This is a genomic window from Candidatus Nanohalobium constans, assembly GCF_009617975.1.
In the GTDB taxonomy this organism is placed as follows: Archaea; Nanohalarchaeota; Nanosalinia; order Nanosalinales; family Nanosalinaceae; genus Nanohalobium; species Nanohalobium constans.
This window is the reverse complement of the sequence record NZ_CP040089.1, coordinates 144,338-170,384: the sequence shown is the minus strand read 5'-3', so window position 1 is coordinate 170,384 and position 26,047 is coordinate 144,338. Positions and strand designations below refer to the sequence as shown.

The 26,047-nt window shown below is 43.7% G+C and carries 29 protein-coding genes and 2 tRNA genes; 13 read left to right on the top strand and 18 right to left on the bottom strand.

The window, feature by feature from the left end:
* Nucleotides 1-106: 106 nt before the first annotated feature.
* The 8 genes from pheT to LC1Nh_RS00945 all read right to left on the bottom strand — a co-directional run bounded on the left by pheT (nt 107) and on the right by LC1Nh_RS00945 (nt 8,719).
* A complete protein-coding gene (gene pheT / locus LC1Nh_RS00980; RefSeq protein ID WP_153549838.1) occupies nt 107-1,753 on the bottom strand; it encodes a phenylalanine--tRNA ligase subunit beta in 1,647 nt (548 codons plus the stop codon).
* A 7-nt stretch (nt 1,754-1,760) separates the two neighbouring features.
* Complete coding sequence (gene pheS / locus LC1Nh_RS00975) at nt 1,761-3,152, bottom strand: phenylalanine--tRNA ligase subunit alpha (protein ID WP_153549837.1); 1,392 nt, start codon at nt 3,150-3,152, stop codon at nt 1,761-1,763.
* Between the two features lie 33 nt (nt 3,153-3,185).
* The gene (locus LC1Nh_RS00970; protein ID WP_217907064.1) at nt 3,186-3,782 is read right to left on the bottom strand and encodes a stage II sporulation protein M; all 597 of its coding nucleotides are present in this window, start codon (nt 3,780-3,782) and stop codon (nt 3,186-3,188) included.
* 171 nt (nt 3,783-3,953) lie between these two features.
* Complete coding sequence (gene trpS, locus LC1Nh_RS00965) at nt 3,954-5,057, bottom strand: tryptophan--tRNA ligase (protein ID WP_153549835.1); 1,104 nt, start codon at nt 5,055-5,057, stop codon at nt 3,954-3,956.
* 52 nt (nt 5,058-5,109) lie between these two features.
* Nucleotides 5,110-5,424, bottom strand: a complete 315-nt coding sequence (locus LC1Nh_RS00960) for a hypothetical protein (protein WP_153549834.1) — start codon at nt 5,422-5,424, stop codon at nt 5,110-5,112.
* 9 nt (nt 5,425-5,433) lie between these two features.
* Nucleotides 5,434-6,495: a M20 family metallopeptidase gene (locus LC1Nh_RS00955; protein WP_153549833.1), complete on the bottom strand. Its 1,062-nt coding sequence runs from the start codon at nt 6,493-6,495 to the stop codon at nt 5,434-5,436.
* Nucleotides 6,492-7,253 (bottom strand): hypothetical protein, encoded by a 762-nt coding sequence (locus LC1Nh_RS00950; RefSeq protein ID WP_153549832.1) that lies wholly within the window; start codon nt 7,251-7,253, stop codon nt 6,492-6,494. The genes LC1Nh_RS00955 and LC1Nh_RS00950 overlap by 4 nt, the downstream gene beginning before the upstream one ends.
* A gap of 299 nt (nt 7,254-7,552) precedes the next feature.
* Nucleotides 7,553-8,719 carry a phosphoglycerate kinase gene (locus tag LC1Nh_RS00945; protein ID WP_153549831.1) on the bottom strand — a complete coding sequence of 389 codons (1,167 nt, stop codon included), beginning with the start codon at nt 8,717-8,719 and terminating at the stop codon, nt 7,553-7,555.
* 204 nt (nt 8,720-8,923) lie between these two features.
* On the opposite strand from LC1Nh_RS00945, the gene glyS reads away from it, so the two are divergent.
* On the top strand, nt 8,924-10,645 hold the full coding sequence (gene glyS / locus LC1Nh_RS00940; protein ID WP_153549830.1) for a glycine--tRNA ligase: 1,722 nt from the start codon (nt 8,924-8,926) through the stop codon (nt 10,643-10,645).
* Nucleotides 10,646-10,706: 61 nt separating this feature from the next.
* Nucleotides 10,707-11,690 carry a rhomboid family intramembrane serine protease gene (locus tag LC1Nh_RS00935; RefSeq protein WP_153549829.1) on the top strand — a complete coding sequence of 328 codons (984 nt, stop codon included), beginning with the start codon at nt 10,707-10,709 and terminating at the stop codon, nt 11,688-11,690.
* On the opposite strand, the gene LC1Nh_RS00930 is transcribed toward LC1Nh_RS00935, so the two are convergent.
* From LC1Nh_RS00930 to rnhB, 3 genes are read right to left on the bottom strand one after another with little or no spacing between them, the layout of a single operon-like run.
* A complete protein-coding gene (locus LC1Nh_RS00930; RefSeq protein ID WP_153549828.1) occupies nt 11,691-12,215 on the bottom strand; it encodes a hypothetical protein in 525 nt (174 codons plus the stop codon).
* A 24-nt stretch (nt 12,216-12,239) separates the two neighbouring features.
* Entirely contained in the window at nt 12,240-12,779 is a 540-nt protein-coding gene (gene endA / locus LC1Nh_RS00925) for a tRNA-intron lyase (RefSeq protein ID WP_153549827.1), read from the bottom strand.
* Between the two features lie 25 nt (nt 12,780-12,804).
* The gene (gene rnhB / locus LC1Nh_RS00920) at nt 12,805-13,473 is read right to left on the bottom strand and encodes a ribonuclease HII (protein ID WP_153549826.1); all 669 of its coding nucleotides are present in this window, start codon (nt 13,471-13,473) and stop codon (nt 12,805-12,807) included.
* Between the two features lie 96 nt (nt 13,474-13,569).
* Between rnhB and LC1Nh_RS00915 the strand changes: the two genes are divergently transcribed.
* Nucleotides 13,570-13,716: transfer RNA gene (locus tag LC1Nh_RS00915), tRNA-Met, on the top strand.
* An 8-nt stretch (nt 13,717-13,724) separates the two neighbouring features.
* Here LC1Nh_RS00915 and LC1Nh_RS00910 read toward each other — a convergent pair.
* Nucleotides 13,725-14,363, bottom strand: coding sequence for a hypothetical protein (locus LC1Nh_RS00910; protein WP_153549825.1), 639 nt, complete (start codon nt 14,361-14,363; stop codon nt 13,725-13,727).
* Nucleotides 14,364-14,579: 216 nt separating this feature from the next.
* Here LC1Nh_RS00910 and LC1Nh_RS00905 point away from each other — a divergent pair, with 216 nt between their 5' ends.
* Nucleotides 14,580-15,488: an ROK family protein gene (locus LC1Nh_RS00905; protein WP_217907063.1), complete on the top strand. Its 909-nt coding sequence runs from the start codon at nt 14,580-14,582 to the stop codon at nt 15,486-15,488.
* Here the strand turns inward: LC1Nh_RS00905 and LC1Nh_RS00900 are convergent.
* On the bottom strand, nt 15,476-15,826 hold the full coding sequence (locus tag LC1Nh_RS00900) for a YybH family protein (protein WP_153549823.1): 351 nt from the start codon (nt 15,824-15,826) through the stop codon (nt 15,476-15,478). The two genes, LC1Nh_RS00905 and LC1Nh_RS00900, sit on opposite strands and share 13 nt — an antisense overlap.
* Before the next feature lie 130 nt (nt 15,827-15,956).
* Here LC1Nh_RS00900 and LC1Nh_RS00895 point away from each other — a divergent pair, with 130 nt between their 5' ends.
* The 4 genes from LC1Nh_RS00895 to LC1Nh_RS00875 all read left to right on the top strand — a co-directional run bounded on the left by LC1Nh_RS00895 (nt 15,957) and on the right by LC1Nh_RS00875 (nt 18,059).
* Nucleotides 15,957-16,310: a hydrogenase/urease maturation nickel metallochaperone HypA gene (locus LC1Nh_RS00895; protein WP_153549822.1), complete on the top strand. Its 354-nt coding sequence runs from the start codon at nt 15,957-15,959 to the stop codon at nt 16,308-16,310.
* Between the two features lie 23 nt (nt 16,311-16,333).
* The gene (locus LC1Nh_RS00890) at nt 16,334-17,167 is read left to right on the top strand and encodes an LAGLIDADG family homing endonuclease (RefSeq protein ID WP_153549821.1); all 834 of its coding nucleotides are present in this window, start codon (nt 16,334-16,336) and stop codon (nt 17,165-17,167) included.
* Between the two features lie 39 nt (nt 17,168-17,206).
* Nucleotides 17,207-17,327, top strand: a tRNA-Leu gene (locus LC1Nh_RS00885).
* A 198-nt stretch (nt 17,328-17,525) separates the two neighbouring features.
* Nucleotides 17,526-18,059 carry a class I SAM-dependent methyltransferase gene (locus LC1Nh_RS00875; protein WP_153549819.1) on the top strand — a complete coding sequence of 178 codons (534 nt, stop codon included), beginning with the start codon at nt 17,526-17,528 and terminating at the stop codon, nt 18,057-18,059.
* 3 nt (nt 18,060-18,062) lie between these two features.
* On the opposite strand, the gene LC1Nh_RS00870 is transcribed toward LC1Nh_RS00875, so the two are convergent.
* The 4 genes from LC1Nh_RS00870 to LC1Nh_RS00855 form a co-directional block, all read right to left on the bottom strand.
* Nucleotides 18,063-18,425, bottom strand: a complete 363-nt coding sequence (locus LC1Nh_RS00870; protein ID WP_153549818.1) for a hypothetical protein — start codon at nt 18,423-18,425, stop codon at nt 18,063-18,065.
* 143 nt (nt 18,426-18,568) lie between these two features.
* On the bottom strand, nt 18,569-19,081 hold the full coding sequence (locus tag LC1Nh_RS00865; protein WP_153549817.1) for a deoxyuridine 5'-triphosphate nucleotidohydrolase: 513 nt from the start codon (nt 19,079-19,081) through the stop codon (nt 18,569-18,571).
* Nucleotides 19,082-19,161: 80 nt separating this feature from the next.
* Nucleotides 19,162-19,482, bottom strand: coding sequence for a hypothetical protein (locus LC1Nh_RS00860; RefSeq protein ID WP_153549816.1), 321 nt, complete (start codon nt 19,480-19,482; stop codon nt 19,162-19,164).
* A gap of 16 nt (nt 19,483-19,498) precedes the next feature.
* Nucleotides 19,499-19,738 carry a ribbon-helix-helix domain-containing protein gene (locus LC1Nh_RS00855; protein ID WP_153549815.1) on the bottom strand — a complete coding sequence of 80 codons (240 nt, stop codon included), beginning with the start codon at nt 19,736-19,738 and terminating at the stop codon, nt 19,499-19,501.
* Nucleotides 19,739-19,887: 149 nt separating this feature from the next.
* Between LC1Nh_RS00855 and aspS the strand changes: the two genes are divergently transcribed.
* Both aspS and LC1Nh_RS00845 read left to right on the top strand, forming a co-directional pair.
* Nucleotides 19,888-21,198 (top strand): aspartate--tRNA(Asn) ligase, encoded by a 1,311-nt coding sequence (gene aspS / locus LC1Nh_RS00850; protein WP_153549814.1) that lies wholly within the window; start codon nt 19,888-19,890, stop codon nt 21,196-21,198.
* A gap of 10 nt (nt 21,199-21,208) precedes the next feature.
* Nucleotides 21,209-21,484 (top strand): hypothetical protein, encoded by a 276-nt coding sequence (locus tag LC1Nh_RS00845; protein WP_153549813.1) that lies wholly within the window; start codon nt 21,209-21,211, stop codon nt 21,482-21,484.
* Nucleotides 21,485-21,501: 17 nt separating this feature from the next.
* On the opposite strand, the gene LC1Nh_RS00840 is transcribed toward LC1Nh_RS00845, so the two are convergent.
* Complete coding sequence (locus LC1Nh_RS00840) at nt 21,502-22,056, bottom strand: RBBP9/YdeN family alpha/beta hydrolase (RefSeq protein WP_217907062.1); 555 nt, start codon at nt 22,054-22,056, stop codon at nt 21,502-21,504.
* Nucleotides 22,057-22,114: 58 nt separating this feature from the next.
* Between LC1Nh_RS00840 and LC1Nh_RS00835 the strand changes: the two genes are divergently transcribed.
* From LC1Nh_RS00835 to scpB, 3 genes are all read left to right on the top strand, one after another.
* Nucleotides 22,115-24,661: a chromosome segregation SMC family protein gene (locus LC1Nh_RS00835; protein WP_217907061.1), complete on the top strand. Its 2,547-nt coding sequence runs from the start codon at nt 22,115-22,117 to the stop codon at nt 24,659-24,661.
* A 90-nt stretch (nt 24,662-24,751) separates the two neighbouring features.
* The gene (locus LC1Nh_RS00830) at nt 24,752-25,513 is read left to right on the top strand and encodes a segregation/condensation protein A (RefSeq protein ID WP_153549810.1); all 762 of its coding nucleotides are present in this window, start codon (nt 24,752-24,754) and stop codon (nt 25,511-25,513) included.
* 18 nt (nt 25,514-25,531) lie between these two features.
* Nucleotides 25,532-26,038, top strand: coding sequence for an SMC-Scp complex subunit ScpB (gene scpB, locus LC1Nh_RS00825; RefSeq protein ID WP_153549809.1), 507 nt, complete (start codon nt 25,532-25,534; stop codon nt 26,036-26,038).
* Nucleotides 26,039-26,047 lie beyond the last annotated feature (9 nt).

The window sequence follows — 26,047 nt, the reverse complement described above, 5'->3', positions numbered from 1 at the left end:
AGCACTCAAAAATTAGCTGCTGAAAGCGATGCTCAGAAGAGCATGGCTTATGTTGATCAAAATGACAGCAGTTTGTCCCGCAGGGCTCATCATCCGCCCACACACTCTACTTCTTCAATTTCTCATTTATTTTCTCTAAATCCAGCTCGAATCCTGCTGTCGGCTTATCCAGCTCCCAGTTCTCCAGGATTTCCTCGGAGAACTGACCTATGAACCCTACTTTTTCATCTTCGACAACTACTTCTCCTGTCCTTGCATCCATGAAGAACGGTTTTTCACCATCTCTTACTTCCAGGTCCATACCCAAGTCTCTCTCCAAGACTTGAAGCATTTTTCGGGCATCTGTGAAGTCTGTCTCTTCCCCTATCTGTACATAGACCATTTTTGTCTTGTTTGAGGAGCCTGAAGCTGAGTCATCGAGTACTGCGACATTACCTGTTTCAAAGAACTTCTGAGGATAACCTCTATGCTTGTTCTGTTTCAGTACTTCGAGTAGGGAAGGAGTCATCAGGTTTCTTAGTGCCGAGTACTCTTCAGAGATTGGATTGTCGACTTTGACAAACTCCTCGTCTTCTGCACCGATCTTATCTGTAAGATTTTCCCGATTGTCGTGGACATAGGTCATCGCCTCGAGGGCACCGGCTCCGCTCATTATATCGCGTACTACCTGGGCAGTATCCTCTACTTCCTTCTGTCGACCGATTTGATCGACTTCAGGCAGCTCAGGGTCAATGTTAGTGTATCTGTGGGCGATTATGACATCTTCAATCAGGTCGTACTGATGCATTACATCGTTTCTGTAGCATGGAACTTCGACACGGATATTTTCACCGCCCTCCGCACCGTACTTCATCATCTTCAACCGTTCAATAATATCAGACTTCTCCAGGTCTAGACCTGAGACATCCTGGAAGTAGTCTACATCCAGCTCCATCTCCTCTGGAGTTAAATCAGGTAGTTCTTCGCCATCAACTGTTGCTGACTCTATATCGCCGTCCCTCTCAGCCAATGCAGTCGTCAAAATATTCAAAGCCTTCAATACTGTATCCTTATCTTTTCCAGTTACATCGATGAAGATGTCCTCAGTACCGGTTTCAACTTCTGTTAACTGGTTGTTGATGATCGGCGGGAAGCTGAGAACTCTTCCTTCAGAATCTTCAATTATCGGGTATCTGTCCTCATCATCTAGAATCCAGGCGTATTCCTGACCCTTTTCGTGTTCATCTAGGATTTCTCCAAGCTGCATATGCTTATCGTATTCGAGCGGCTTGAATGAGACCTGTTCAGGTTCAACGGCTTTGTAGGTGAACGGAGCTTCTACCGTGGAAAGATCATGAAGACCTATCGCCAGTTTATCCCTCTTCCTGCCCATCGTCTGATGCATCTTCTCCTGCAACTGGATCAAACCATTGATAACCTTCTTAGAAAGGTCCAAGTTCTTGACAACTGCTCCACCAATGTGTGGTCGAACTTCTTCGACAGAGTCATCTACTTCGACTTCAATACTTCCTTCTTCTACTTTGTATTCTGTTCTACCCTTTTCTATATCAAAGAATCCTCTGTATGCACGGGCTAAGCCTTCCACAGACAATAAGTCAGGTCTGTTAGGATAGGTTTCAACCTCACATACATTTCCGTCGATGCTATGCCAGTGGGCTCCGAGGAATGAAGCCTCTTCGATCAGTTTTTCGTCTTCAAATTCTCTTTTTACCAGGGTGTCAAATTCTCTCTTGTCAATTTCAAGTGTTGCCATTCTCCATTCACCTTTTCCAGTCCGGTCTCCATACCGGCGTCTCGTTTATGATTTCGATGTCGTTTCTGTAGAGTTCTCTGATGTCTTCAAGTCCTGCTGCCATGAATGCTATACGCGGTATTCCTAATCCCCATGCTAGGACTTTTGCTTCGAATCCAAGCATTGGTTTGGCAACCTCTGGACGGAACATTCCTGCTCCCCCCATTCCAAGCCATTCTTCAGCCTCCTCATCCCAGACCTGGACCTCTACACTCATCTCAGTGTAAGGATAATAACTCGGAATAAGTCGGAACTTGTCATACCCCATCTTCTCGAAGAACTTCGAGATATATCCTTTCAGATTCTTGAAGTTCAAGTCTTTCCCAACCACTATTCCATCAGTCTGGTAGAACTCCGCTAGGTGTGTTCTGTCTACTGTTTCATTTCTGAAGTTTCTGCCTACGATGAAGAACTTCTTAGGCAATTCTTCTTCGTTTATATCAATATCATGAAGTCTTCGGGCTGAAATCGCTGTAGTATGTGTCCTGATAACATTTTTCTCGGCTTCTTCATGGCTCCAGTCTCCACCGTAACCTGTGCTTCCAGTTTCCCAACCGTTTTCATGCGTCTCTTTGATATGATTTACTTTGTCGCCGTACTCTGATAGATCAGCTGTCTCAGGGTTTTCAACGAAGAATGTATCATGTAATTCCCTTGCTGGATGGTCTTGTGGCGTGTAAAGTGCGTCGAAGTTTAGGAGGCTTGGAACTACATAGTTTCCTTCCATTTCTTCGAAGCCCATTTCCAGCCATGTCTGCCGTGCAAAACGAAGAATTTCCTTGTAATAATGTTTTTTACCAGTAGTAGGTGTTTCCGCCTGGGCTTCGACATTGAAGTCTTCTTCGATCTCTTCTATATCTATTTTTTCGCCTTCTTCAGTTAGATAAAGCGTCTTTGTTTTTTGAGGCTCTGAGCTGATAAGTCCTCGCTCTCCTAGTTCATCATCGAAGTTTTCATTCTCCAGTTTTTCCTTTACTGGGTCGATGTCGATGTTTTCTCCTTTATCTGTTTTTGAGACTTTTCCGTTGTCGATTTCGATCCAGCCTTTCTGCTTGGCTTTTCCGACACCGATGTTTGTGTTGCCTGTAAGGTCTGAGATTGGAGTAATGCCAGAGTCAAGCTGTTCAAGAATGTTGTGTTCTGGCGATCCGTTCTCCAGAACTTTTTCTCCTTTTTCTGTTATTTCCTGGATTATTTCTTCTTGTTCTTCTGTCTTGACCAAGTTTTCTTCTTCTAGTTCTAGAAGAGCTCTATTGACTGTTGCTTGGTCGAAGCCTTCTTCTTCGAATTCTGTCACTGATTTTTCTCCGCTTTGCTTGAGTTTTTCTAGTACGCGGATTGCTTGGCTGGAAAGTCTCACAAGCTAGGTATCTAAACGAATTTTAAATAGGTTTCACGCTGTCTCCAGCAAAGCCCCTGCCAGGATACAGGCAAAACCAATAAGCACCAGCTTAACCAGGTGATCCCATGTTTCCCAATCAAAGTGTTCTCGGTAGACTGCGGCCGAAATCATCGAACCAGAGATACCTGCTAGGATAAATCCTGTCATCTCCAATGTAGCATGCGGGATGTAAGCTATAGGCGTAGCAGCTTGGGAACTACCTGTTAAAACCTCGATTCCATCCAGCCTAGATAGAAGAGATGCGAAGAACTTTCCAAGAACTGAGGCATTCCAAACAAGGATAAAAGCCCCTGCAGAACCTATAACCGCGGAGACAGCCAATATTCCAAAGAATACCATCATATTATTCATGAAGATCGACATGAAGGATACTGGTTGAGTCGCCATACCTGAGATACCTGCTACCTGAGCCTGAAGCGTCAGCATATCAGGTCTTGAAAGCCCGATCATCGTGAAGCCTACAGCCTCTCCAGCAAACAGTGAAAGGTAGATCTTTATTTCCTCTAGATAGGACTCTCCTTCAGCCTTCTCATCTTCCAAAAACTTGGTGGCTAAAGGATAAACCAGTGGGATAGAGGCAAAAACCACGCTTAAAACAGAAACTTCAGAAGGAAACAATGCCTTGGCAGCGAAAAACCCTGCAGCAGAAGAAACAACACCTAACACAAACAATAAAGGAAAATTATCAGCCTGCTCTTCCCGCAAAATCAACTCTGGTAACATGAAGAAGAATTAAGAAAACGGATTTAAACCAGTTTTTCAGATGTCGAACTCAAAGTTCTCCTCAATATACTGCTCAACCTGTGGAGCGACTTCCTCTCTCTTCCTCTGATGTTCAACCAAGAACTCCTCAATCTTCTCCTTGGCAATTTGCTTAAGCTCTCCAGAGAGCATTTCTCCAGAAGCGTACTCTTCTCTAATTCTCTGAAGCTCCCCATCATCTTCGATTAAATGGAATGCAAGCAGTTCGAATACCATGTCTTCTTCGACATCAGCGCCCTTCTCTCTGTGCTCCTCAAGCGAGTCCTGGCCTCCTGTCTTTGCCTGATCAATCTTATCTTTCGCGTCCTCAACTGAATCAGTCAATGCGATATAACTTTTTGGATCAGAGGAGCTCATCTTTCCTCCCTGAAGACCTCTCATGAACTTGTTGTAGGTTGAAGCCGGTTTAACGAAGTCCTGCTCACGATACTTTCGAGCTACTTCCCGAGTTAGTCGGATGTGAGGATCTTGATCTACTCCTACAGGCACAACAGTTGGTTTAGGACCTCCATTTTCTTTGAATTGCGGTCGAAGAATGTCTGCATACTGCGTCAGAGCCGAGGAAATCTTTCCTGGATCTGCGTTTCCATAAGTTGCCTCTACCTCGTTCTGAGTAAGGTATCTTCCAAACATTTTGCTTCTAGCCAGGTGATTGTTTCCTGCCTGACTCTGGAAGTAGAAATCAACCTCTTCTAGGTCGATGCCCAGAGCTGCATAATTCTTCAGATACTGTTCTACCACAAGTTTTCTGGATTCTTCCAGACTCATCTCTCTTGTATTATATGCTTCGATGTCTGCAGCAGCGATCGTGACTTGTGCTCCCATTTCCTGGTACAGCTTGATCTGATCAACGACACATTTGTGGCCGAAGTGGAAAACTCCTGAAGGCATGATACCTGTCATCATTGCAAACTCGTTGCCTTCATCTCTGGCATCCAAGAAGTCGTCTAGACCTCTGTGACCAAAGACTATTCCTCTGCGGATAAACCTGTGGTCCGGCAATCTGTCTGCTATTTCTTCTATAGGTTCTATCCCGAATTTTTCCATTTTCTCTGAGTAGTCTCCTACCTCTACATCGCCCCAAGGATCTATATCTGGCATTTTTAGTTTACCTCTTGTTTGATTTTTCTTCGGGAGTTTGAAATAGTTAGTTTCATTCTAGGATGTCCTCCGATCCAAAAAGGACAGCTTCCTCTTCACCGTATAGAACAGCTCTTACATTCTCAGTTCGTGTAGGTTTAACTGCGTATTTTTCATCGAAGACTTCCAGCAAGTTGGATTCTGGTTCTTCTACCTGATTTATCCTCACTGCCTCTACTGCATTCTCTTCGAGATACTGTTCAAGAGAGTTCAGACTGTTGAAGGTGCTGTAAACTCTGCCATTTTCTCCTTCTTCACACACTGTGGCGTAACTACTGGTGAAAGCTACACCCGGATGAGAGTCTGAAGACTTGAATCTTGAATCCATTTTCCTAGTTCACCTAGATAACCCGTTATTCAGAAATGTTTTCAAGATTTCACAGTAGGTTTTCAGGCTTTCCGTTTCGACATACTCGTCTTTGCTGTGAAGTTTGTATCCTTCTGGTCCGAAGCATACTGCTGGAATATCTTTCTCTGTGAAGAAGCGCATGTCGCTGGCAAAGTTCTCCTTCCTGAGATCAGCTTGTTCTCCTGAAGCTTTTTCAGCCGCCGCCATTAATCTGCGAATCATCTTGTCATCTCGTGAGTTTTGCATCATAGGTGCCTCTGCCATAACCTCTGTATCTATCCCAGATATCTGCTTAATATCCTTGAGAACTTCTTCCTTCGGATAACTGGCAGAGAACCTTATATCGAGCTGCATACTTGCGGAAGAAGGTACTTTATTGACCGGACCCTCAACCGCAATATTTCCAAGATTCAAGGTGGTTGGAAAATCCTTTTTACTGTCAAAAAGATTTTTTATCTCAGCATACTTAGTCATCAGTTTTTCAGCTGCATTTTCGCCTTTCTCAGGTTTTGATGCATGGGCAGATTCTCCTTCAATAGTTATCTCCAGCTGTAAAACACCTTTCTGTTCAGTTACAATCGAAGGAAAGTTTCCAGAGTCATCAGGCTCCGCCGAAATAACGATATCAGGATTCAAATCCTTTTCTTCAATTACATGTCCTGTTCCGTTGAACCCGCCTCTTTCCTCATCTGAAGTCAAGAGTAATGCGACTCCTTCTTTTTCTCCCTCATTTAGAACCTTCATCATGCAAGCTACGCCGGATTTCATGTCAGCAGCGCCACGTCCATGAATTCTTCCTTCCTTCACCTCAGGTTCAAACATTTCTTCGTCAGCCCCTACCACATCTATATGCCCGTGAAGAAGAATTCGGGGATTCTCACCTCGAGAAATTAGGAGAGACTTCTCTCCCTCTTTTTCAAATTGTTCAAATTTGAATCCGGTGCTGAACTGGTTTTCTATGTAGTCAAGGCATTTCTCTACTTCTTCAGTGTTTCCTTCTATTGTCTGGAATTTAATTAGATCTTTTGTTAGCTCTTCTGGTTGTTTCATGCTATCTTCTCTCCGTTTTCATGGAATTCGTAGTCGGAGGCTCTTGCCGCTGAAGCCATGCTGTGGGCTGCCTCCGTCTCCGAGACTTCCCCGGCGACGATTAGTGCGTCTCCGTCTTCAAAGTTCATATTTAGACCGTCTTCTCCATACATAAATTCTTGGAATTCTTTGTTTTCAGGTACTCCGGAGTACATTCCACCGTCATAGATGTCAGCGTATGCTTTTCTCATAACCGCCCCATCCATTTCTTTGCTTGGATCTACCTCATTACCGAGTTCCTGTATCTCATCCAGCATCTCTATTTCCTCATCGGGAGCTGGTTCCAGATTAAAGCAGTTGTCGGCACAGGCATACATGTTGGGATTCTGTGTCCGGTAACCTAGTACCTCTTCACCTTCTGCCATCTCCATAACTCCTCTGCTCAATAGAGTGCTGCCGACACAGCTGCCGTGAAAATCGTGTTCCTCATCGTCTCTCACAGCAAGTCCTTCCTCATAAACCATGTCGCCTTCTCTAGAAACTGCTGAAAAACCAACACACTCTCCGCTTTCATCCTTAGCAGTAACTAAAAGCGGAACACGGAGATGGTCTTCGGCATCCTCCTCAGTAGGGACACCGTCTTTAGAGAAAGCATCCTGAGCAACATCAACAAGCTGGCTCTCAGCTCCAGGATTCTCATCGAGAAAACTTTCGGGATTTTGATATACTTCTATCTCAAGGCTGTTTCCAAACGCGTCCACCCTGCTGGGCTTCCGCATACACATCTTCGTCAGGTAAACCTTCAATCATTCTAATCACGCAACCACGTATTGCTACAGAAAGCTTAAAAAGGTCCTTAAGACATAAGAAAGGTTAAAGATACAGCTAGGACTAGAAAAGTATATTCAAAAATGGGAAAATACATTTACACCAATGAAAAGAGTTTCTCAACGCCAAGACAGGTTAAGTAGTGAAGAAATCTGTAGATAGCTATGACTCAAAGAGTTAATGAGATACTGGGTTCCAAAAGCGTCCACCCTTCTGAGCCATGGTTAGGTTTTAAAGAGAAAGAGTTAAGTTAGTTTTCCAGTGCTTCTACTGCAGGCAGTTTTTCACCGCTCATGAACCTGACGAATGCTCCTCCTGCGATTGAGACATGTGAAAACTCATCTAGTTCATGGTCGAATCTCTGCACCAGTGAGGATGTGTGACCTCCGCCCAAAACCGTGAATCCGTTGTTTTCTGCTATTGCGTTGACTACTTTTTGTGTTCCCTCCGGATGTTCTTCGAAGGCACCCATGGGTCCTTTCATCATTACTGCATCGGCATTTCTTATTTCTTCGGCAAACTTCTCGGCAGTAGTTTCTCCGATATCCCAGGTCATCTCTTCCTGTGATATTTCACCGACTTCATAGTTTCCGGAGTCCGTTGCCACATCTTCAGGCAGCAAGAATTTTTCCTCGTGTTGTTCAATCAGTTCAAGCAATTCCTCTTTTTTGGAGTCTAAACCTTTCTCCTCAATCCAGTCCTGTTTCTCACCTAGATCTTTTCCTTCAGCGATTAAAGCTAACTCGCCTGGAATACCGCCGAGCAGTACTTTATCTACTGATCCAATTAGTTCATTGATTATACCCGTAAGATCAGACGGTTTTTCTCCTCCTAGGACAAGTACTCCGCTGTCAAACTCTTCTCGTATCTTTGAGCAGCTTTCCAGCTCTTTCTCCATTATAGGTCCTGCGTAGGAATCCAGTTTCTCTGTAAATCCTACCATTGAGCCATGGCTTCGATGAGCGGCAGAGAAGGCGTCGTCAACATAGATATCGAAGTATTTGGAAATTCTTTGAACGAAGAAATCGTTGGCGTGTCTCTCAGGAGAGGCATTCTGCAGCTCCTCCGACAGGAAACGGATATTCTCCAGCATCGCTACACCACCTTCCTGCATTCTTGCCACAGTTTCACCAAGCTCAGGTCCGAAAAAGCTAGGAACAAAACTCACTTCCTTCCCCAGAGAGTCTGAAAGTATCTCAGAATGCTTTTCAAGTGAAAGAAAGTCCTTTCTCGCCGGACGACCTTGATGAGCCACAACAACTACTTTAGCCCCTCTATCACTGAGCTCCTCAATTGTCTCCAAGTACCGTTCAAATCTTACTGTTTTCTGAGGCTCTCCCTCCTCTACAGGAAGATTTAGATCAGTTCTGAGAATTACTCTCTCACCTTCAAGATCGATATCATCCAGCGACTGCATATTACGAAGTAATACTTCTCTCGTATTTAATGATTCCAACCAGAAACAGGAAAGAAAACTTAAGAATTGATTAAGAATGAGAAATTACCAATGACCGGTGAATGTTTTGGGCTGCCTGAATCGGCAGTCATGGAGTAGTATTTGCAACTTCTCAAAACCTTTCACAGCTTCTGCTATAAAAATTTCCAGACCGGTGGTTTCTCTATGGATAATTTAAGTGAGAAAGTGGCTGAGCTGGCGAGGAGAAGAGGATTTTACTCTCCGACAGCTGAGGCTTACGGAGGCGTCGCAGGATTCCAAACATTCGGACCCGAAGGCGCAGAACTCAAGAGAAACATCGAAAACAGCTGGAGACAGACATTCTCCAGAGAACTAGGGCATAGAGAGATAGAGGCTCCTACCGTGATGCCTGAAGCAGTATTTGAAGCTTCAGGACACCTGGACGGCTTCGACGACATGATAATAGAATGCCCAGAATGCGGCAAATCCAGTAGAGCCGACCACATAGTAGAAGATAATACAGAAATCGAAGAAGCTGAAGCATTCTCAAAGGAGAAAATTGAGTCCCTCTTCAAAGATCACGACCTGAAATGTCCAAGCTGCGGTGCAGATCTGGCTGGAGAAAAGGTTAATGACTTCAACCTGATGTTCGAGACGAATATCGGACCAGGAAGCAGCAACGCAGGCTACTTAAGACCTGAGACAGCGCAGGGTATTTTCACTGAGTTCCCTCGTTTCAAGGAGTACATGAGGAACCAGCTGCCCTTCGGCATCACACAGATCGGTAAGGCCTACAGAAACGAGATTTCGCCACGACAAGGGCTTGTCAGAGTCAGAGAATTCACCCAGGCAGAACTCGAACACTTCATCGACCCCGAAGAAGACAGTCCTGATATCGAGAAAGTGAAGGATATCGAGCTTAAACTATACCCTGTCAGCGAGCAGCAGAAAGAAGACGGAGAATACCTTTACCTAACGGTCGAAGAGGCAATTGACCAGGATGTGATTGAGTCCGAATGGATCGCTTACTACCTCGGATACGCCAAGCAGTGGTACGAGAGCATCGGCGTCGACATGGACCGTTTCAGGTTCAGACAGCATCTCCCAGATGAGCTAGCGCATTACTCCACCGACTGCTGGGACGCAGAAAGCGATATAGGTGACTCAGACGAAGAAGACTGGCTTGAAATCTCCGGTTTCAGCTACAGAGGCTGTTACGACCTAACTAAACACGGAAAGCACTCAGAGGAAGACTTCACAATTTTCAAAGAGTACGACGAGCCCGAGATAGTTGAGGAAGCCAAAGTAGATCCTGACATGGGCTACCTAGGACCAGAGTTCGGCAACAAAGCAGGAAAAATAGTAGAAAGACTACAGAATCTAGCTGAAGAAGATCCTGAAGTCTTTGGACAGGACGAAGTAGCTGTTGAAGTTGATGGCGAGGAGTTCAGTGTTCCTTCCGATAAATGCAACTTCAGCGTTGAAGAAGTGAAGAAATCTGGTGAACACATCACTCCACATGTTGCTGAGCCATCATTCGGCGTAGACAGAATCGTCTATACTGTCCTTGTTCATGCTTATGATGAGGACAAAGTAGAGGATGAGGAAAGAACAGTCCTCCATATGAGCGATGAAGTGGCACCTACAGAAGTAGCAGTCTTCCCATTGATGGATAAAGAAGGTCTAGGTGAAAAAGCCAGCGAAGTAGCTGACATGCTGAGAGACAAAGGATTCTCAGTCAAATACGACGATACAGGAAACATCGGTCGCCGCTACAGAAGACAAGACGAAGTCGGAACCCCTGTCTGCATCACAGTTGACTACGAGACTTTGGAGGAAGAACCTGAGACTGTGACTGTCAGAGATCGTGACTCTACAGAGCAGGAAAGAGTTGAGGTTTCAGATCTTGCTGAGGAGCTTTCCTGAGTTTCTTTTTCTTCTTTTTCCTATGCCGGTTGATAAAAAAGATGTCTGATAAGTTGGTTGTATGGTAGAGTGCTCTGAGTGTGGAAAGCAGTCAATGAGCTTTACCTGCCGCTACTGCGGAGGAAAGTTCTGTTCCGAGCACCGGCTGCCAGAAAAACATGATTGCAACGGCCTAGAATCCGGTAAAAAGGAAGAATATTCCACTTCTAGTGACTCAGAGGACGAAGAAGACCAGAAATGGTTCGATGACAAATTCAAAGATAAGAAGAAACCTGAGAAGCAGTATCAGAAACCTAGCATGTTGAATGAGACAAAAAGAATACTTAGAAACAATATTACCTTAGTTGTAATTGGATTGACCGTAGCTTCATTCCTGCTACATCAAGCTTCTCCTGCATTCAGAAACTTTCTCACCCTTTCACCCGCACTCACCGAGACCGCTGTCAATGCCACCAATCAGGCAACGCAGGAACTCGGAATAGGAAATGTGCTAGATAAGACACTGCTGACGGCCCCATGGGGAATACTCACAGTGATGCTAGTCCATGGCAGCTTCATACATATCGCAGCCAACATGATAACATTCTACTTCTTTGGAACAGCAGTGGAAAGAGCAGTCGGCGGACTAGAAATGCTGAAAATCTACCTGATAGCAGGGATAGGATCAAGCATTGGATACATCATCTTCAGAAACCTACTCTACTTAATTCACGGACCGATAGCAGGAAACATTTCACTGGCACCAGCAGTCGGAGCATCCGGCGCAGTTATAGCAATGTTCAGCGTAGTAGCAATGCTCTACCCAAAAGCAGAAGTCCTGCTCTACTTCATCATCCCAATGAAAATAAAAACCGCATTCAGACTATTCGCAGGTCTAGAACTCATCAACTTAATCGCAATACTAGCGGGCATCAGATTGCCCGTCCTCGGTGGATTCGCATCCAGCGCACATCTAGCAGGACTAGCAATAGGACTTTACTTCGGGAAGAAACTACAGGAGAAACATAAGAAAAGAAGCTCAGCCTTCAATCCTTTAGGCTACTAGTTATCTTTCAATTGATGTTCTCTTGATGCTCTCAGGATCCGCTACTATATACTCTCCTGAGCCATGATGTAGAACCGTGAAATCGTAGTTTTTACCGCACTCAAATCCATCCGGAGTTTTTTGTATCATTAAGGGATCTTCAATACTATCAGGAATGCTTTCCCTTTGATTATCAGGAAGCTGGTACACCTCTAAAGTTGCATCATATGTTTCAGCACTTTCAGGCGAGGACCCTGCTTCAAGCAACCTAACTACAACCTCATCTTCTTCGGAAACATTTGCACCCAGGACTTTCCTAGCGGCAGCTAAACTAATCTTACCTTCTGCCTTCTGGCCAGAACCAGGAGTTCTTACAAGATAACCATTTTCATTATAACGAACTACAGGCGCCCTGAGCAAAGAATCAGAAATAGTAGCGAGGTCATCAGGATGACCTGCTTCTAAACCCATACCTTTCCAAAATCGAGATCTCTTCCTATTTGGATTATCTGAACGAACCGGATAGTTTAGCTGATTAACTGACACAACCACTAATGAGGCTTAAAAATTTTAAAGCCTTTTGAAGTCGACTTGGTAGTAGGTTACTTGGTCTTCTGTGTCATTTACTGCCCAGAGCATATCTGCACGAATATTATTAGCTAACCTGACTGCTCGGCTCATTTCTGGGAAGCTCATTGAGTGGTTTTCGGGTACGGCGTGTACGACATATTTTGTGTGTTCTCTTTCTCTTTTGTCGCCGTCTTTGTATGGATTGACTCCTCTGGGGTATACTCGGAAGTGTGCACCAAACTTGAAGCCTGATTTTACGATGTAGCCTCTTTCACGGAGATCTGAGTAGGCTGGGTATTTGTAGGAGAATTCGTCGTCGATTTCGCAGAATTTTTCGTAAGCTTCCTGTCTTTCAAGTGTTTCTCCTTCTATCTCAAATTCTACATCTCTTTCCATGAGGTGAAGTGCTTCGCAGGGCGAGAGTTGAAGTGTTTCATCTTCCAGGATTTTTCCGTAGTATTTCTCTTCGTGGATTTCCTCGGCTTTTTCCTCTTCGAAAACTTTCAGCCCTTTATCCGTGATTTCGGCTTCGACTTTCATAATTGATTATCGGTGAGTCAGTTTTTTAGAACTCGTCGAAACTCTTCTGACTGTTCTCCTTCACAATCCTTTCAGCCGTACTCCAGCTCAACCTGGTCTCCGGCGGTAACTCGCCCTTCTCCTCCAAGTAATCCTCTAGGAAGTTGATCGTCGGCTTGTCATGAGGATAACCTGACTTGAAATCATAACCATACTTTTCCTTCAACTCATCGACATGATTCTCACGGGCTGATTTCGCAATGATGGATGCTGCTGAAACAATCGGAAAATTATCATCTGCCTCATGCTCCGCAATAAACTCCCTATCCGAAAAACTGGCCGGCAATTCTCTCTTCATCTTATTGATAAACCTGTCACCATCAGGCTCCGGCAAATCAACTATAATTTTATCCGCATCACTACGCTCAATCACATCAGTAAAACCCTGAATCTCAATCTCATTCAAAGACATAACCTCACGCAAATCATCAATCTCAGAAGCAGTAATCTCTTTGAGGAAAGGCTTCCCCACTTCTCTCAGTTTTTCAGCTAAATCTTCTCTTTTCTTGTCGCTGAGTTTCTTAGAATCCTTAACACCGAGACCCTCAACCTCGTCCAACCTGGACTCTTCAACCATGAAGCCACCAATAAACATAGATCCGATTACAGGACCTCTACCTGCCTCGTCAATACCTACTACTTTTTTCTCAGTCATAGAAAGAAGGGTTTTCTGCAGACCTTTTTAGTCCTTCCACATTCACGAGATGGATAGTTTAAAAGAGTGAACGCCAATTGTACTTGATACAGAGACAGCGGGGTAGAGCAGCCAGGAGTGCTCGTCGAGGTTTTTCCGCTTTGTACGGATTACCGCGAAAGGCTCATAGGAAACACTCCACAGTGAATTACCTTGAGAATCTGAGAAACCCGGAGGTCCGTGGTTCAAATCCACGCCCCGCTAAACACTTTTCAAATCCTTTCTAACTTGCTTAAATGTCTTTGGTTGTTGAATCCTATTTCTTCTTGCCACTTTTGAAGTTGACCTTTGCCATTCATCTGTATTCTAATCTTGCCGTTACCGCAGTCGTAACTCCCGAATCTAAATCCTTTGTCTTCCAGAAGTTCTGTAACTTGGTCTTGCATTGGAGACTGTGAGATTTTAATTTCGAGGCGTGGATAGAGCGTTCCATTATTATCCGTGAGAACGAGACTTCCATCTGTATCGAAGAGTCCTCTAAGCAGATGACTTGACAATTCTTCCCGAGTATATCTGTCGGGAACCATTGCTCTACCTTTCTTCGGAGCAGTCTTAAGACCTACTTCCTCCGTCATAAATTCGAAAAGTTCTTTCTGGAAACATCTGACATCCAAGGTATTCTCACTCTTCTTTTCATGTCTGCGCAGCTCAATATCGAAGAGCTCCTGGTAAAGCCCCGATATATGATCTGCATAATCCTGTTCGTCTTTAGATATAGTAACTTTCACAACACGCTGAATCTTGATCTCTCCAGAACCATCAGAGCATTTATACTCGGCTATGGAACCATCACCAAGCATAATGCCGACAAACTCTGCCAAAGACTCTTTTCCAAAATCTGGCTTATCCATAGTACTGTCTTATATAGCCAGAATTAAAAATATGTCTATTTATTACATTGATTGTAGGCAAAACAATTATAAAGCCTATAAAGAAGGCACAAGCAACTTAAAAGTTCTAAATAAGGCTAATATCTCCATATTACGGTGATTTAGGCATGCTGCCAACATGTTTACTTCTCTGTAATATCCTACATAAGTTCATAGGTGTTATTAGTTTCAATTATGATGGAAAATGTATTTTTAGGAGTGGATATCGGAGCTAAGATTACTAGAATTGGTATAGGAAACTCTGAAAACTTAGTTAATGTCGACGAGATTAGGACCGGTGATTACTGGTCCGTAAATGGGTTTTTGGAACTGGTAAGTGATTTTATTGAAGACTCTGAATATAACGCAGAGGAGATAGATGGTGTGGGTATCGGGGTTTCCGCCATCGTTGACAAGGAAGAGAAGGAGATGACATGCTCAAAGTATCTAGATGAGATTTCTTTCAATGAAGTAGAGGAAAATTTTGGTATTCCTGTTTCATTGGAGGCTAACTGCAATACTGCTGTTATAGGTCAGAAAAAGCATGGGGAACAGGATGTAGATAATTTAGCTACTGTCAATATGTGGGGCGGTATTGGAGCAGGCGTATACTTCGATAACAAGCTGTTGAGTAGTGGAAACAGAATGCCTGCTGCAGGCTCCATAGTACTAGACTATGAGAAAGGATTGACTTGGATGGATCTGTGTTCGGGAAAGGAGCTGCCTGAAACAATCGAGAAAATAGTTAGGAAAGACACTAGGCATACGGAAGCAAAAAAGAAAACCGGCAAACACGGTGAAGAAGATATAACATTGGAAGAAATGTTGGAGAAGGCTGAAGAATACGATGAAGTGGCAGAGGACTGTATTGATGAGTTAGCCCATATCAATGCTGTAGGCGTGGCCAATGTAGTCAACGCATACGCTCCTGAGTTAATTACTTTTAGAGGTACGATAGCTCAGAAGCATCCTGAGTTTATGGAGGAGATAATGAAGCGTGTAAAGTATCTTTCAGCAAACCCAGAACCGGAAATGAAGGTTACTGAAATCGAAAACATAGGTGTTAAAGGCGCAATAGCACTGGCAGAACAAAACTACTCAAGTTGACAGTACTGCCGGAACTCAAAACACTTATTCTCCTTATTCAACCCGATCAGATAGATACCGTTCAAATCCCTCTGTTTTCCATTTTGGAAGTATGAAAGACTCCATTTTACCGTAAACTTTTCCTCATCGGCGGAGAAAACCTCAAAATCTAATTCAATATCCTTCTGGCTCTCAATACCTTCCCATTCCTCCCGTATTTCATCTTTACTTTCAAGTTTCTGAGTCGGAGTTTCGTAGTACACGACATCCCCAGTGAAAAGCTCGAGAACAGATTCAACATCCTGCGATTTCCAAGACTTCTCGAATTTTTGCAGCCATTTCCGGATGTCTCTGCCCATAGATTGCAGGTTAGTGTAACCATGCTTACATAATTTAAACCATTGTTGTAAAGTACATCAATAGGGCTTCGGGGGAAGCCACAGTTAGATAAAGAGGGGAGCGAACTTTGATTCGAGGCATACACAAAAAATGGAAAAAGTCGGCAACGCACTGATCGGACTGATGCAGGACCTATCCCGACTATCCACAAACGGAAAAGCCGAGATCAAAGTAAACGAAAAACTGTGCGAACCCCACCAGTTCCAAGCACTATTCCAACACTTTGCACGCGGCACAATTCTTGAACGAGTCGACCTCGATGTCGACAGCCTGGAAACACAGGTAAACTGTAGCTGCGGATACCAAAACACGCACGACGGAGAACACAACGGATACACCAAATGCCCCAGATGCGGCAAATTCGCAGAAATACAAGACCACGCCTACAAACTAATCAACCCAGACCCCAGCAAAACAGGCGAAAGAAAAACAATCAGATTTTAATTTTGAAAGCTAAATAGTATTCTATGGCTGCCTCCAGAGTCAAATGCGATAACTCAGATCTTAAGGCAGCAGTTGAAGACTTGAGAAATTCAGGGTATACAAATGCTAAAATATCGGACGAAATAGGCACCAGAATAGACAGTTGTCTTTACCGAGACCACAAAATGAGTTTGGAATCCTTTGAGAAGTTATTGGAAATTGCGGATAGGGAAATTAACCATGAACTAGTTTCTGATGATCGATACGGCTCAAAAGAAATAGCCAATTTTACTAAAAATGGCGATCTAGCTGAACTATGTGGCTTAATTCTTGGAGATGGGCATATACAGTATAGATCCAGACGAAACAACAGTAGAAATACCTCAACTTACTTTGTTTCGATTACACTGAACAAAGATGAGGAAGAAATAATCGAAAACTCAGGAAATCTATTAGAAGAAGTAACTGGTTTGGAAGCCAAAACATACAAGAAACAAGGCAACTGTGTGAGAATAGTCATCCACAGCAAAGATGCTGTAGAAAAATTCCAAGAAATAGGGCTAGAACCCGGCCACAAGACTGAAAAACAAGTATCCATTCCAAACTGGATCAAAAAGTCAGAGAAATTCTGTAGAAGGTGCGTCAAAGGCCTAATAGACACAGATGGATCAATATACAATGACAAAAGAAAAAATAGATGCTACAAGAGAATAATATTCAAAAACTACTCTGAACCCCTTCTAGAAGACTTCAGAGAAATGTGCTTAACTCTAAATATAAAAACTGTCGACGGCGGACCTCACCAAGTACAAGTATCAATGAAGGACATCGACAAATTCATCAAAACAGTAAACCCAATAAAAGCCCACACATCCTAGCTACTTAACACTTAGACCCCTCAAGACATCATACTAAATGCCGGGGTAGCCAAGTGGCCAATCTCCACTGAGCTCACAGGAAAACTCTTGGAGGGTTAGAGGCGATGGACTCAAGATCCATTCCCGCAGGGGTTCGCAAGTTCAAATCTTGTCCCCGGCACTTACTCAGTTTCTAATATAACAATTTAAACTAATTCTGCAGCATGGAAGAAATTTTCTGGGCCGGCTGGAGTGCATGGGTAACAGGAATGAGCTACCCCTTTGCACATCGAAAGCTGAACCAACATACCAGTTTTTCCGATAACTATAGCTTCGAAGATCTGTTGGAGGATATTGAAGTGGAAGAAAGGGGCACCATCTGGATCTTGGTACCGGACCTCGATCTCCATGTGCTGAAGATGTTGAAGAAATGTTAGATATTTCTGAAAGTTACGGTTTAGACATCAGAAATTATCCTGTTAACGGAGTTGGCTGCGGACATGGTGTCGAAAACCCTGTCTACGATGGAAACGAGCCCGGAAGAGAGTTTGTGCTGGCAGATGCTGGAAAACTACCTTTTGATGATGAAGCAGTTGATATAGTGACTGCTGGCAGATTTCTCAATAACTTCGATGAAGAATCTTCAGAAGAAGTAATAGATGAAGTAAAGAGAGTTCTAAAACCAGAAGGATATTTTGTTGGAGATATCAAAATGTACCGCCCCTTGCGACCCGATCAAATGATGCAGTTCAGAAAAACCGGAGCTCTAGCATATCTAACCTCAGAGATGAGACAGGAAAGCCATGAAGAACAACTCGAAACACATTTCAATGAGTTAGAGACAGGAAGATCCTGGATAATAGAAGATGAAAGACCGTATGTGAGTACCCTATACTTCAAAGCTCAGAAATAGAAATTAGTCCAGTTCTTGTAGCTCGTCTTTCAGTGTCTGCAACTGATCATGCAACTGGTTGACGCTTTGGTCGATTTCTCCTGTCTCGGAGTTTCCATCTGAGCTGTTCTGGCTAGGTGAGATGTCTGCGGATAGTTCTTGGTCTTCTACATTTGGCATTTCGCTGTGGATGTTCTCTATGCGTTGATTTAGTTCCAGTATATTTTCTTGTATGTTCTGAATAGTCTTCTGTTTGACGCTGCGGATTTCTTCGAGGACCTGGCTGGCTTCTTCGACATTTTTGACGATGTGGTTGATGCTGTGGAGTTCCTGGCGGAGGTCTTCATGACCTTCTAGTTTTACATAGAGTTGATCCTGATCAGGCATAGACTGTTTTGGAACTTGGTTGTTATTAAAAAATCCGGTGCAAGGGAAAAGTGAAAACTAGTTGGTTCAGAGGTGTTCGTTGTACATCACTCCCCGTTACCAGGGTCAGTAAGTGTAACTCTCATCATCACCAAAAATACTAGCTATCCTTCGTGGTATACTCCATCATAACCTTCTGTCTCATCAATTTCCTCGAAAGTCAATTGATTGACACGGGCGTTCTCCTTAATCTCGACGCCCTCAGGATTCTGAACAATCAAGACAAACTCTCCCGGACCAGTGTACCCTGGCTCCCATAAAGCGTTGCCAATTGTACACCCCATACGTAGCAGAGAACTTCTTGGATGAGCCACCCCGATAAAGTTTTCCGGTATATCGACTCTTTCGTTCATCACTACTTTGTAGGCTCCTGGTTCCAGATTCCACCAGCCATAATCATCTTCCTCATCTTTCTTGACCGGTTTGACTTCTTCTGTATCCGGTATTTCTCTTTCACTGTTTGAGAAGTCGAGTTGACCAGCTTCCTCAAACCTGTGGACTTCAGCAGCAGTTACATCGAATCCCGCGGGCTGTAACTGGTTCTCTAGGTCGATGAAGTTGTTTATCAAATCGTCCTCCTTGATTCTCTCTTTAAGTTGTGTCTTGTTTATAGTCATGATTTAGTTTTTACAGGAGCGATTTTTTGAACATAACCTATTACTGAATGCGGAAGACTCACTGAGATTGAGTCTTGGTTTCAATATTCTCTTTCCATTATTTCTTCGACAAATTCTGATTCATAGACATTTTCTCTGTGTTTTACTCCCCAGATAATCCATGAGTTCTGATATCGATCTATTATAACTCTTTGATTTACTTCGAAAGGTTCAGTCTCTTTTGCCTTTATTTTGAACTTGTCGAAGCTATTTTCCTGCACAGTTACTCTGCCGAAGTGCTTGTAACTTGTTCCTTCTCTGCTAAATTCGCCTACTCTCTCAGTTATGAGGTCCTGCTTTTTCTGAGATAATTTTTCGAGATCTATCCGTGCTTGCGGATGCCAGTAAACTGTTTCAGCCATTTCCTAAAACCAGTTTTTAGCTCTTCAACTCTTCGTTTGTCTTCATATCTTCCAAGCTGATTTCTCCATTTTCTACCTGTTCAACCCTTTCCTCAATCTCCTCTACAAATTCCTGTCTGAGGACTTTTCTCTTGTTGATCTCTTCACGAATCATCTCCCTTACAAACTCCGAGGTGTTTGGATATCCCTCCTCCTCAGCGATTTCACCAAGTTTTCTCTTCTGCCCTTCAGGAACCTTCACAGCCAAAGTATCCATAAATAATACCTCTATCAAATAAATGTATTACAAGCGTTAAATAAGTTTCTGCAGTTTAGGTACAGCACTGTAGAACTCGGATGAAGACAATTAAATCGGACCTAGTGGGAATAAAAGTTTGAACCAGAAAATCAAAATGTGAACTAATTATGATTGAAAGAATCTATACTCATGATATTACGCCAGAAGACGACGGCGAAGAAGTAGCCGTCGCCGGATGGGCACATGAAATCAGAGACCTCGGAGGAATCACCTTCATAGTCGTCAGGGACAGAGAAGGACAGATCCAGGCAACATTCAAGGAAGATAGAAACGAGGAACTGTTCAACAAAGCCCAAGAAGTCGGGAAAGAAGACTTGGTACACATAAAAGGAGAAGTAACTGAAACAGACCAAGCACCAGGCAACAGAGAACTAGTACCGAAATCCCTGGAAATAGTAGGAGAAGCAGAGTCACCATTGCCGATGGATATCTCCAAAGACATCGACTCCGACCTTTCAACTAGATTAGACAACCGCTTCATCGACTTGAGGACGCCAGAAGTACACGCGATTTTCTCACTGAGAAGCCATCTAGTACAGTCAATGGAGGAATGGTTCGATGAAGAAGGATATATCGACATAGAAACACCTACAATCGCCAAAATGGGTGCAGAAGGAGGAGCAGAACTCTTCCCAGTAATCTACTACGACCAAGAAGCATTCCTAAGCCAAAGCCCACAGCTCTACAAGCAGATGCTGATGGCAGCCGGATTCGACAAAGTATACAAGACAGGAACAGCATTCAGGGCTGAAGAGTTCGCAACAAGCCGACACGTATCAGAGATCAGTATGTTCGACGTCGAACTAGCCTTCATCGAAGACCAGCACGATGTAATGGATGTAGTAGAAGAAAGCCTTCGCTACACACTAAAAGAAACCAAGGAAAGAGCAGATGACGACCTAGAAGTCCTAGACATCGACCTAGAAATCCCTGAAGACGACTTCCCACGAATCAAGTTTGAGGAAGCAAGAAGAATCCTCAGAGAAGAGTACGACCACAGTCCAGAGGATGAAGGAGACCTGGACACAGAAGGAGAGCAGCTTCTCGGCGAACACTTCATAGAACAGGGACATCCAGCAGTATTCATCGTCGGATACCCCGGAGAAAAGTTCTACTATGGAGAAGCAAGAGAAGAAGACGAATACCAGAGCAGAAGATTCGACATGCTCTACAAAGGCTTAGAACTAGTCTCAGGAGGACAGAGAGAACACGACCCAGACCGCCTAATGAGAAAAGTCGAAGAAGAAGGAATCGACCCAGAAGACATAAGCTTCTACCTAGAGTCTTTCAAATTCGGAATGCCGCCACACGGAGGATACGGACTAGGACTAGATCGCCTGGTTAAACAGGTTGCCGAACTAGACAACATCAAAGAAGCAATCCTATTCCCAAGAACTCCAGACAGGCTGGAGCCTTAGGTGAATTGTGGTGCAGGAATCTGTTTCCCATCTTTTTCCTGAAGCAGTCCAGGATATAGCAGAAGCTCTCTCGGAGAAAAGGGGAAATATAGGGCATCTAGATGAGCTCTATGGAGAAGATGGATTAACAGGACACAATTATTCAGCAGTTAATATATCAACGGAGAAGATGTTAGAGAAAGGACTACTTAGGGAAATAGCGGCAGATACATACAAACTGACTGATGAAGGCCAGGATTACATAGACGAAATGCTTGAGAAAGATTATCAGCAGCCTGTAGCCTAATAAAACAAAAATACTTCCTATTTTTCTTCTATCATTTTCCAGAGATCTGGGAACTCTGTATAACCTGAATCAGTGTTAAAGTGTCCTGCATCAGCCTTCAGATGCAGATTAGATTCTAGATTTACAGCTAGTTCTTCAGCCTTCTCCAAAGGAACATAAGGATCAGAGGCAGAATGAAATTGATGTATTTCACCTATAGACCTTTTGATTTTCTCGAAGTCGAAATCGGCATCTTGGAAAGTTGAGTTCCATTCGTTGAACTGTTCGTTGGGTAGTAGTCCTGTCCAGGCCGATACAAGGTGCGCTGCTTCGATGTCGAGATCTCTCCTGTTGAGAATGTTTAGTATAAAGACTGCTCCGAGACTGTGACCAATTAAAACTGTATCCTTATCAATCTCTATCTCTTGTTTGTCCAGAACTTCAAGCCAGTTTTCCAGTTCCTGGCCTTCTGGTGTTGGAAAGTCGGGACGACAGACTTCTACTCCTTTTTCTTCCAGTTTCTCTTCTAACCATGGAAACCAGTGGTCATCTCTTGATGCTCCTGTTCCGTGGAAGATGAAGGCTTTTTCCATGTTGAGGTGTGTGGCACCCTTGTTTTTTAATCTCAGACAGACCATTTTTATTCTATATATGACTGAGCAACAGCTAGAGGAAGAGACTGAAGAGCCTGATTACGGTGCGGAAACCAAGATTAACAAGGTAACAAGCAAAGGATTCAAGAGTTTTCAGAGAAAAACTGCTGTACCTTTCTACAACGGACTTACAGCAATTGTAGGAGAGAATGGAAGCGGAAAGTCTAATATTATAGATGCTATGAGCTTTGTTTTCGGTAAGAGAAGCTCTAGCCTTCGTGCCGAGAAGTTAACCCAGTTGATCTTCAATGGTGGAGAGAATCGCAGCCAGGCAGACCATGCCAAAGTAACTATTACACTGGACAACTCTTCCGGCATATTTGACGAGTTTCTGGAAGAAGGACAGGAGGTTGAAGAGGTTAAAGTCGGTCGTAAAGTTACTCAAGCTGGATCCTCGATGTACAAGTTTCAAGGCAGCAACTGCAAAAGAAGCAAGATAGATGAGATAGCCAGAAAGGCAAACATCGACCCAGACGGATACCACTTCGTCCGACAGGGAAAAGTAACAGAGATAGTCGAGCAAAGCGACAAAGAAAGAAGAAAAGTAGTAGACGAACTCTCAGGAGTCGCAGAATTCGACGAGAAAAAAGACGAAGCAGAGGAAGAACTGCAAGAAGTAGAGGAAAAACTCCAGGAACAGGAAATCATACTAAACGAGAAGAAAGATCACTTGGAAAAACTGAAGGAAGAAAAAGAACTAGCAATAAAATACAGAGAACTAGAAGAAAGGAAAGAGAAGCTCGAAGCCTCAACCTTGGAAGTCAGAAAAAGAGCGCTCTCCAACAGACTTGCAAACATCAACACAGATGTCTCTGAACAGCGTGAAAGAATCAAAGAGCTAGAAGACGAGTTAGACGAAATTGATGAGAAAATCGATGAGAAGCAAGACAGGATAGAAGAAATAGAGGAGCAGATGGGAGGAAACAATGACATCCAGCACCTCGAAAACCGTATAGAAAAGAAGAGAGGAAAAATCGAAAACAAGAAAGACAAGATAAACGACTTGAAGGACCAGATCGAAGATTTGAAGAAGATGAAGAACCGTGGAGGCGGAAACAAGAAGAGAGCCGTCAAATCAGTGCTCCAACTCGACAACGATAAGATTCACGGCGCCTTCGAAGACTTGATCTCTGCTGATAACCGGTACGCTGTGGCTATCGATACTGCTGCCGGAGGTCACATGAACGATGTCGTGGTTGAGGATGCTCAGACTGCTACTGACGCGATTAACTACTTGAAAAGGGAGAATATTGGAAGGGCGCGGATGCTGCCGATGGACAAGCTGAAAGACAGAAACAGATCCGCTAAGTCAAAGATGGCAAAAAAGAAGAAAGGAGTGATCGGATACGCAGCAGACCTTGTGAACTACAACAACAAATACGATATAGCGGTAAACTATGTCTTTTCAGATACTTTAATTGCGGAAGACCTTGACTCAGTAAAGAATATTGACGGCGTCCGCGTTGTCACTCTGGACGGCGATGTAATGAGTCGTGGAGGAGCAATGAGCGGAGGTAAAAAGAAGAAAAAGAAAGGAAAGAAAAGTAAGAAACTCTCTAAGTCACTGGACCCCGAGGAAAAGAAGAAGGAGAAGGAAGAAGTAGAGGAAGAGATTGAAGACTTAAGAAAGGATATTGCAGAGCTTAAGGAGATGAAAGAGCGTAAAGAAGAGGAGGAAGAGACTGATGAAGAGTTGCAGCAGGAGAAGAAAGAACTGAGAGAAGAGCTTGACGATCTAAGAAGTGAGAGACAGGAGCTTTACAGCGAACAACAGAAGCTGGAGACCAAAGTTGACGAAGTTGGAAGCAAGAAGGCTAACCTGAAGGCTGAGCTGGAGAATGTGAAAGAAGATCAATCAGAATACGATTTCGATGAGGATGAGATGATCGGCCTGGATTCTACGCCCGAAGACCTGAAATCAAAGAAGAGAAGTGTTGTCAGTAAGCAGAACTCTATGGGTCCTGTCAACATGCGGGCGATAGAAGAGTACAAGCAGAAAAAAGAGGAGTTCGACGAGTTCAAGGACAAGGTCTCTGAAATCAGGCAGGAGAAGCTGGAGATAGAGGACATGATCGAGGAGATCGAGCAGGAGAAGAGAGAGCGATTCATGGACACACTCGAGGATCTTCAGGAAAGCTTCTCAAGACTGTTCACAGAGCTATTCGGAGGCGGAAACGGAGAACTGATACTTGAAGACGACGACATCACAAAAGGACTGAAGATTCGTGCAGCCCCTCCAAAGAAAGACCCACACATCATACAAGCATTGTCCGGTGGAGAGAAAACTATGACAGCAATAGCCTTCGTGTTCGCTATCCTAGAATACGAGGAAAGCCCCTTCTACATCATGGACGAAATCGATGCCGCACTGGATAAAACTAATTCCAAGAAACTGTCGGAGATACTAAAACAGTACGCGGACGACAACCAGTTCATCGTCATCAGCCACAACGACATCACAGTCAGACACGCAGACCGAGCCTACGGAGTATCGATGCGCGAAGGAGTCAGCCAGATGAGAAGCATAGAACTAGACGAAATGTAGGATAAGACGATAGTCTTTAAACCTTCTGACGGCATAAACAATGTACACGGGGGACTTTAAGGAGGAGGAAGCCACAGAGATGAAAAAATAATGGACCAAGTCAAGGTTGAAGAAATAGCAGAAGAACCATGGGAAGAAACCATAGACTTCCTAACAGCCGATATGCCCCCACAAGAAATAGATATCACAGTTCTAGCCGATAGATACAGACAATACCTCTCCGAACTACAAGAATACGACCTCTCCGTACCTGCAAAAGCCATCCGCATCTGCGCAGCCCTTCTAAAAATGAAAACACAGGCACTTGAATTCGAACAAGCAGAAGAGGAAGACCAAGAACTAGAAGAAGACCCAATGGCATTCGAAGACGAAGAAATGATGCAAGAAGAACTCATGGAAGAAAACACGGAAAGAATAGAGATCAAAGACGGACCTGATCTGGAAGTCCCTGTAAAGCAGAAGCCGAAGAGAAGAATGCGCCTAGACGAACTAAAAGGCGCCTTGGAAGATGCTGTAGAAGTAAAGCAGCGCAGAGACGAACGCCGAGAAAGGAGAGCCGAAATGGACCAAGAATTTGAAATGGATGAAGAAGACCTAACACAGAAACTAAACCAGCTCCTAGGCTCAATAAAAGACAAGATAACCACAGAATCGGACGAAGAAATAAACTTCGACGACCTGATAGAACAAAAAGACAGGGAAGAAAAAATCGAAAAATTCAAACACATGCTACACCTTGAAAACGACGAAAAAGTCCGGCTAATACAGGAAGAATTCCTAGGAGACCTAAAAGTACAGCCACAAGAACTAGAAGAAAACCCAGAACAAGAAACAGACTACATAGCAAACTAAACACCGAGGCACCCTCAAATGGAAGAAAAAAAGGCCAAACTCGAAGCAGCACTTTACCTAGCAGAAGAACCAGTAACAAGAAAAGAAATAGCAGACATCATGAACCTCGGAAGCATCGGCTATGTCGACATGCTAATCCAAGAATTCGAAGAAATGCTCGAAGAAGAACACAGAGGCCTAGAAATAATCCACACAGACGAAGGATACGAAATGAAAGTCAAAAAAGACCACATCGACGAAGTAAGCCACCTCGCACCACACCAAGACCTAAACTCCGGAGAAATAAGAACACTCTCACTGATCGCATACAACGCGCCAGTAGAACAAGCCAACATCATAGAAATAAGAGGCAACAGAGCCTACCAACACGTCAAAGAACTTGTCTCCAGAGGATTCGTCGACAAAGAAAAAGACGGCAGAACAGCAATCCTAGACGTCACAGACTTCTTCCTGGACTACTTCAACATCGAAGAGGTAGACGAATTCAAAGAAAACTTTGAGGACGAAATCGAGATAGAAAAATAATTGCTTTTT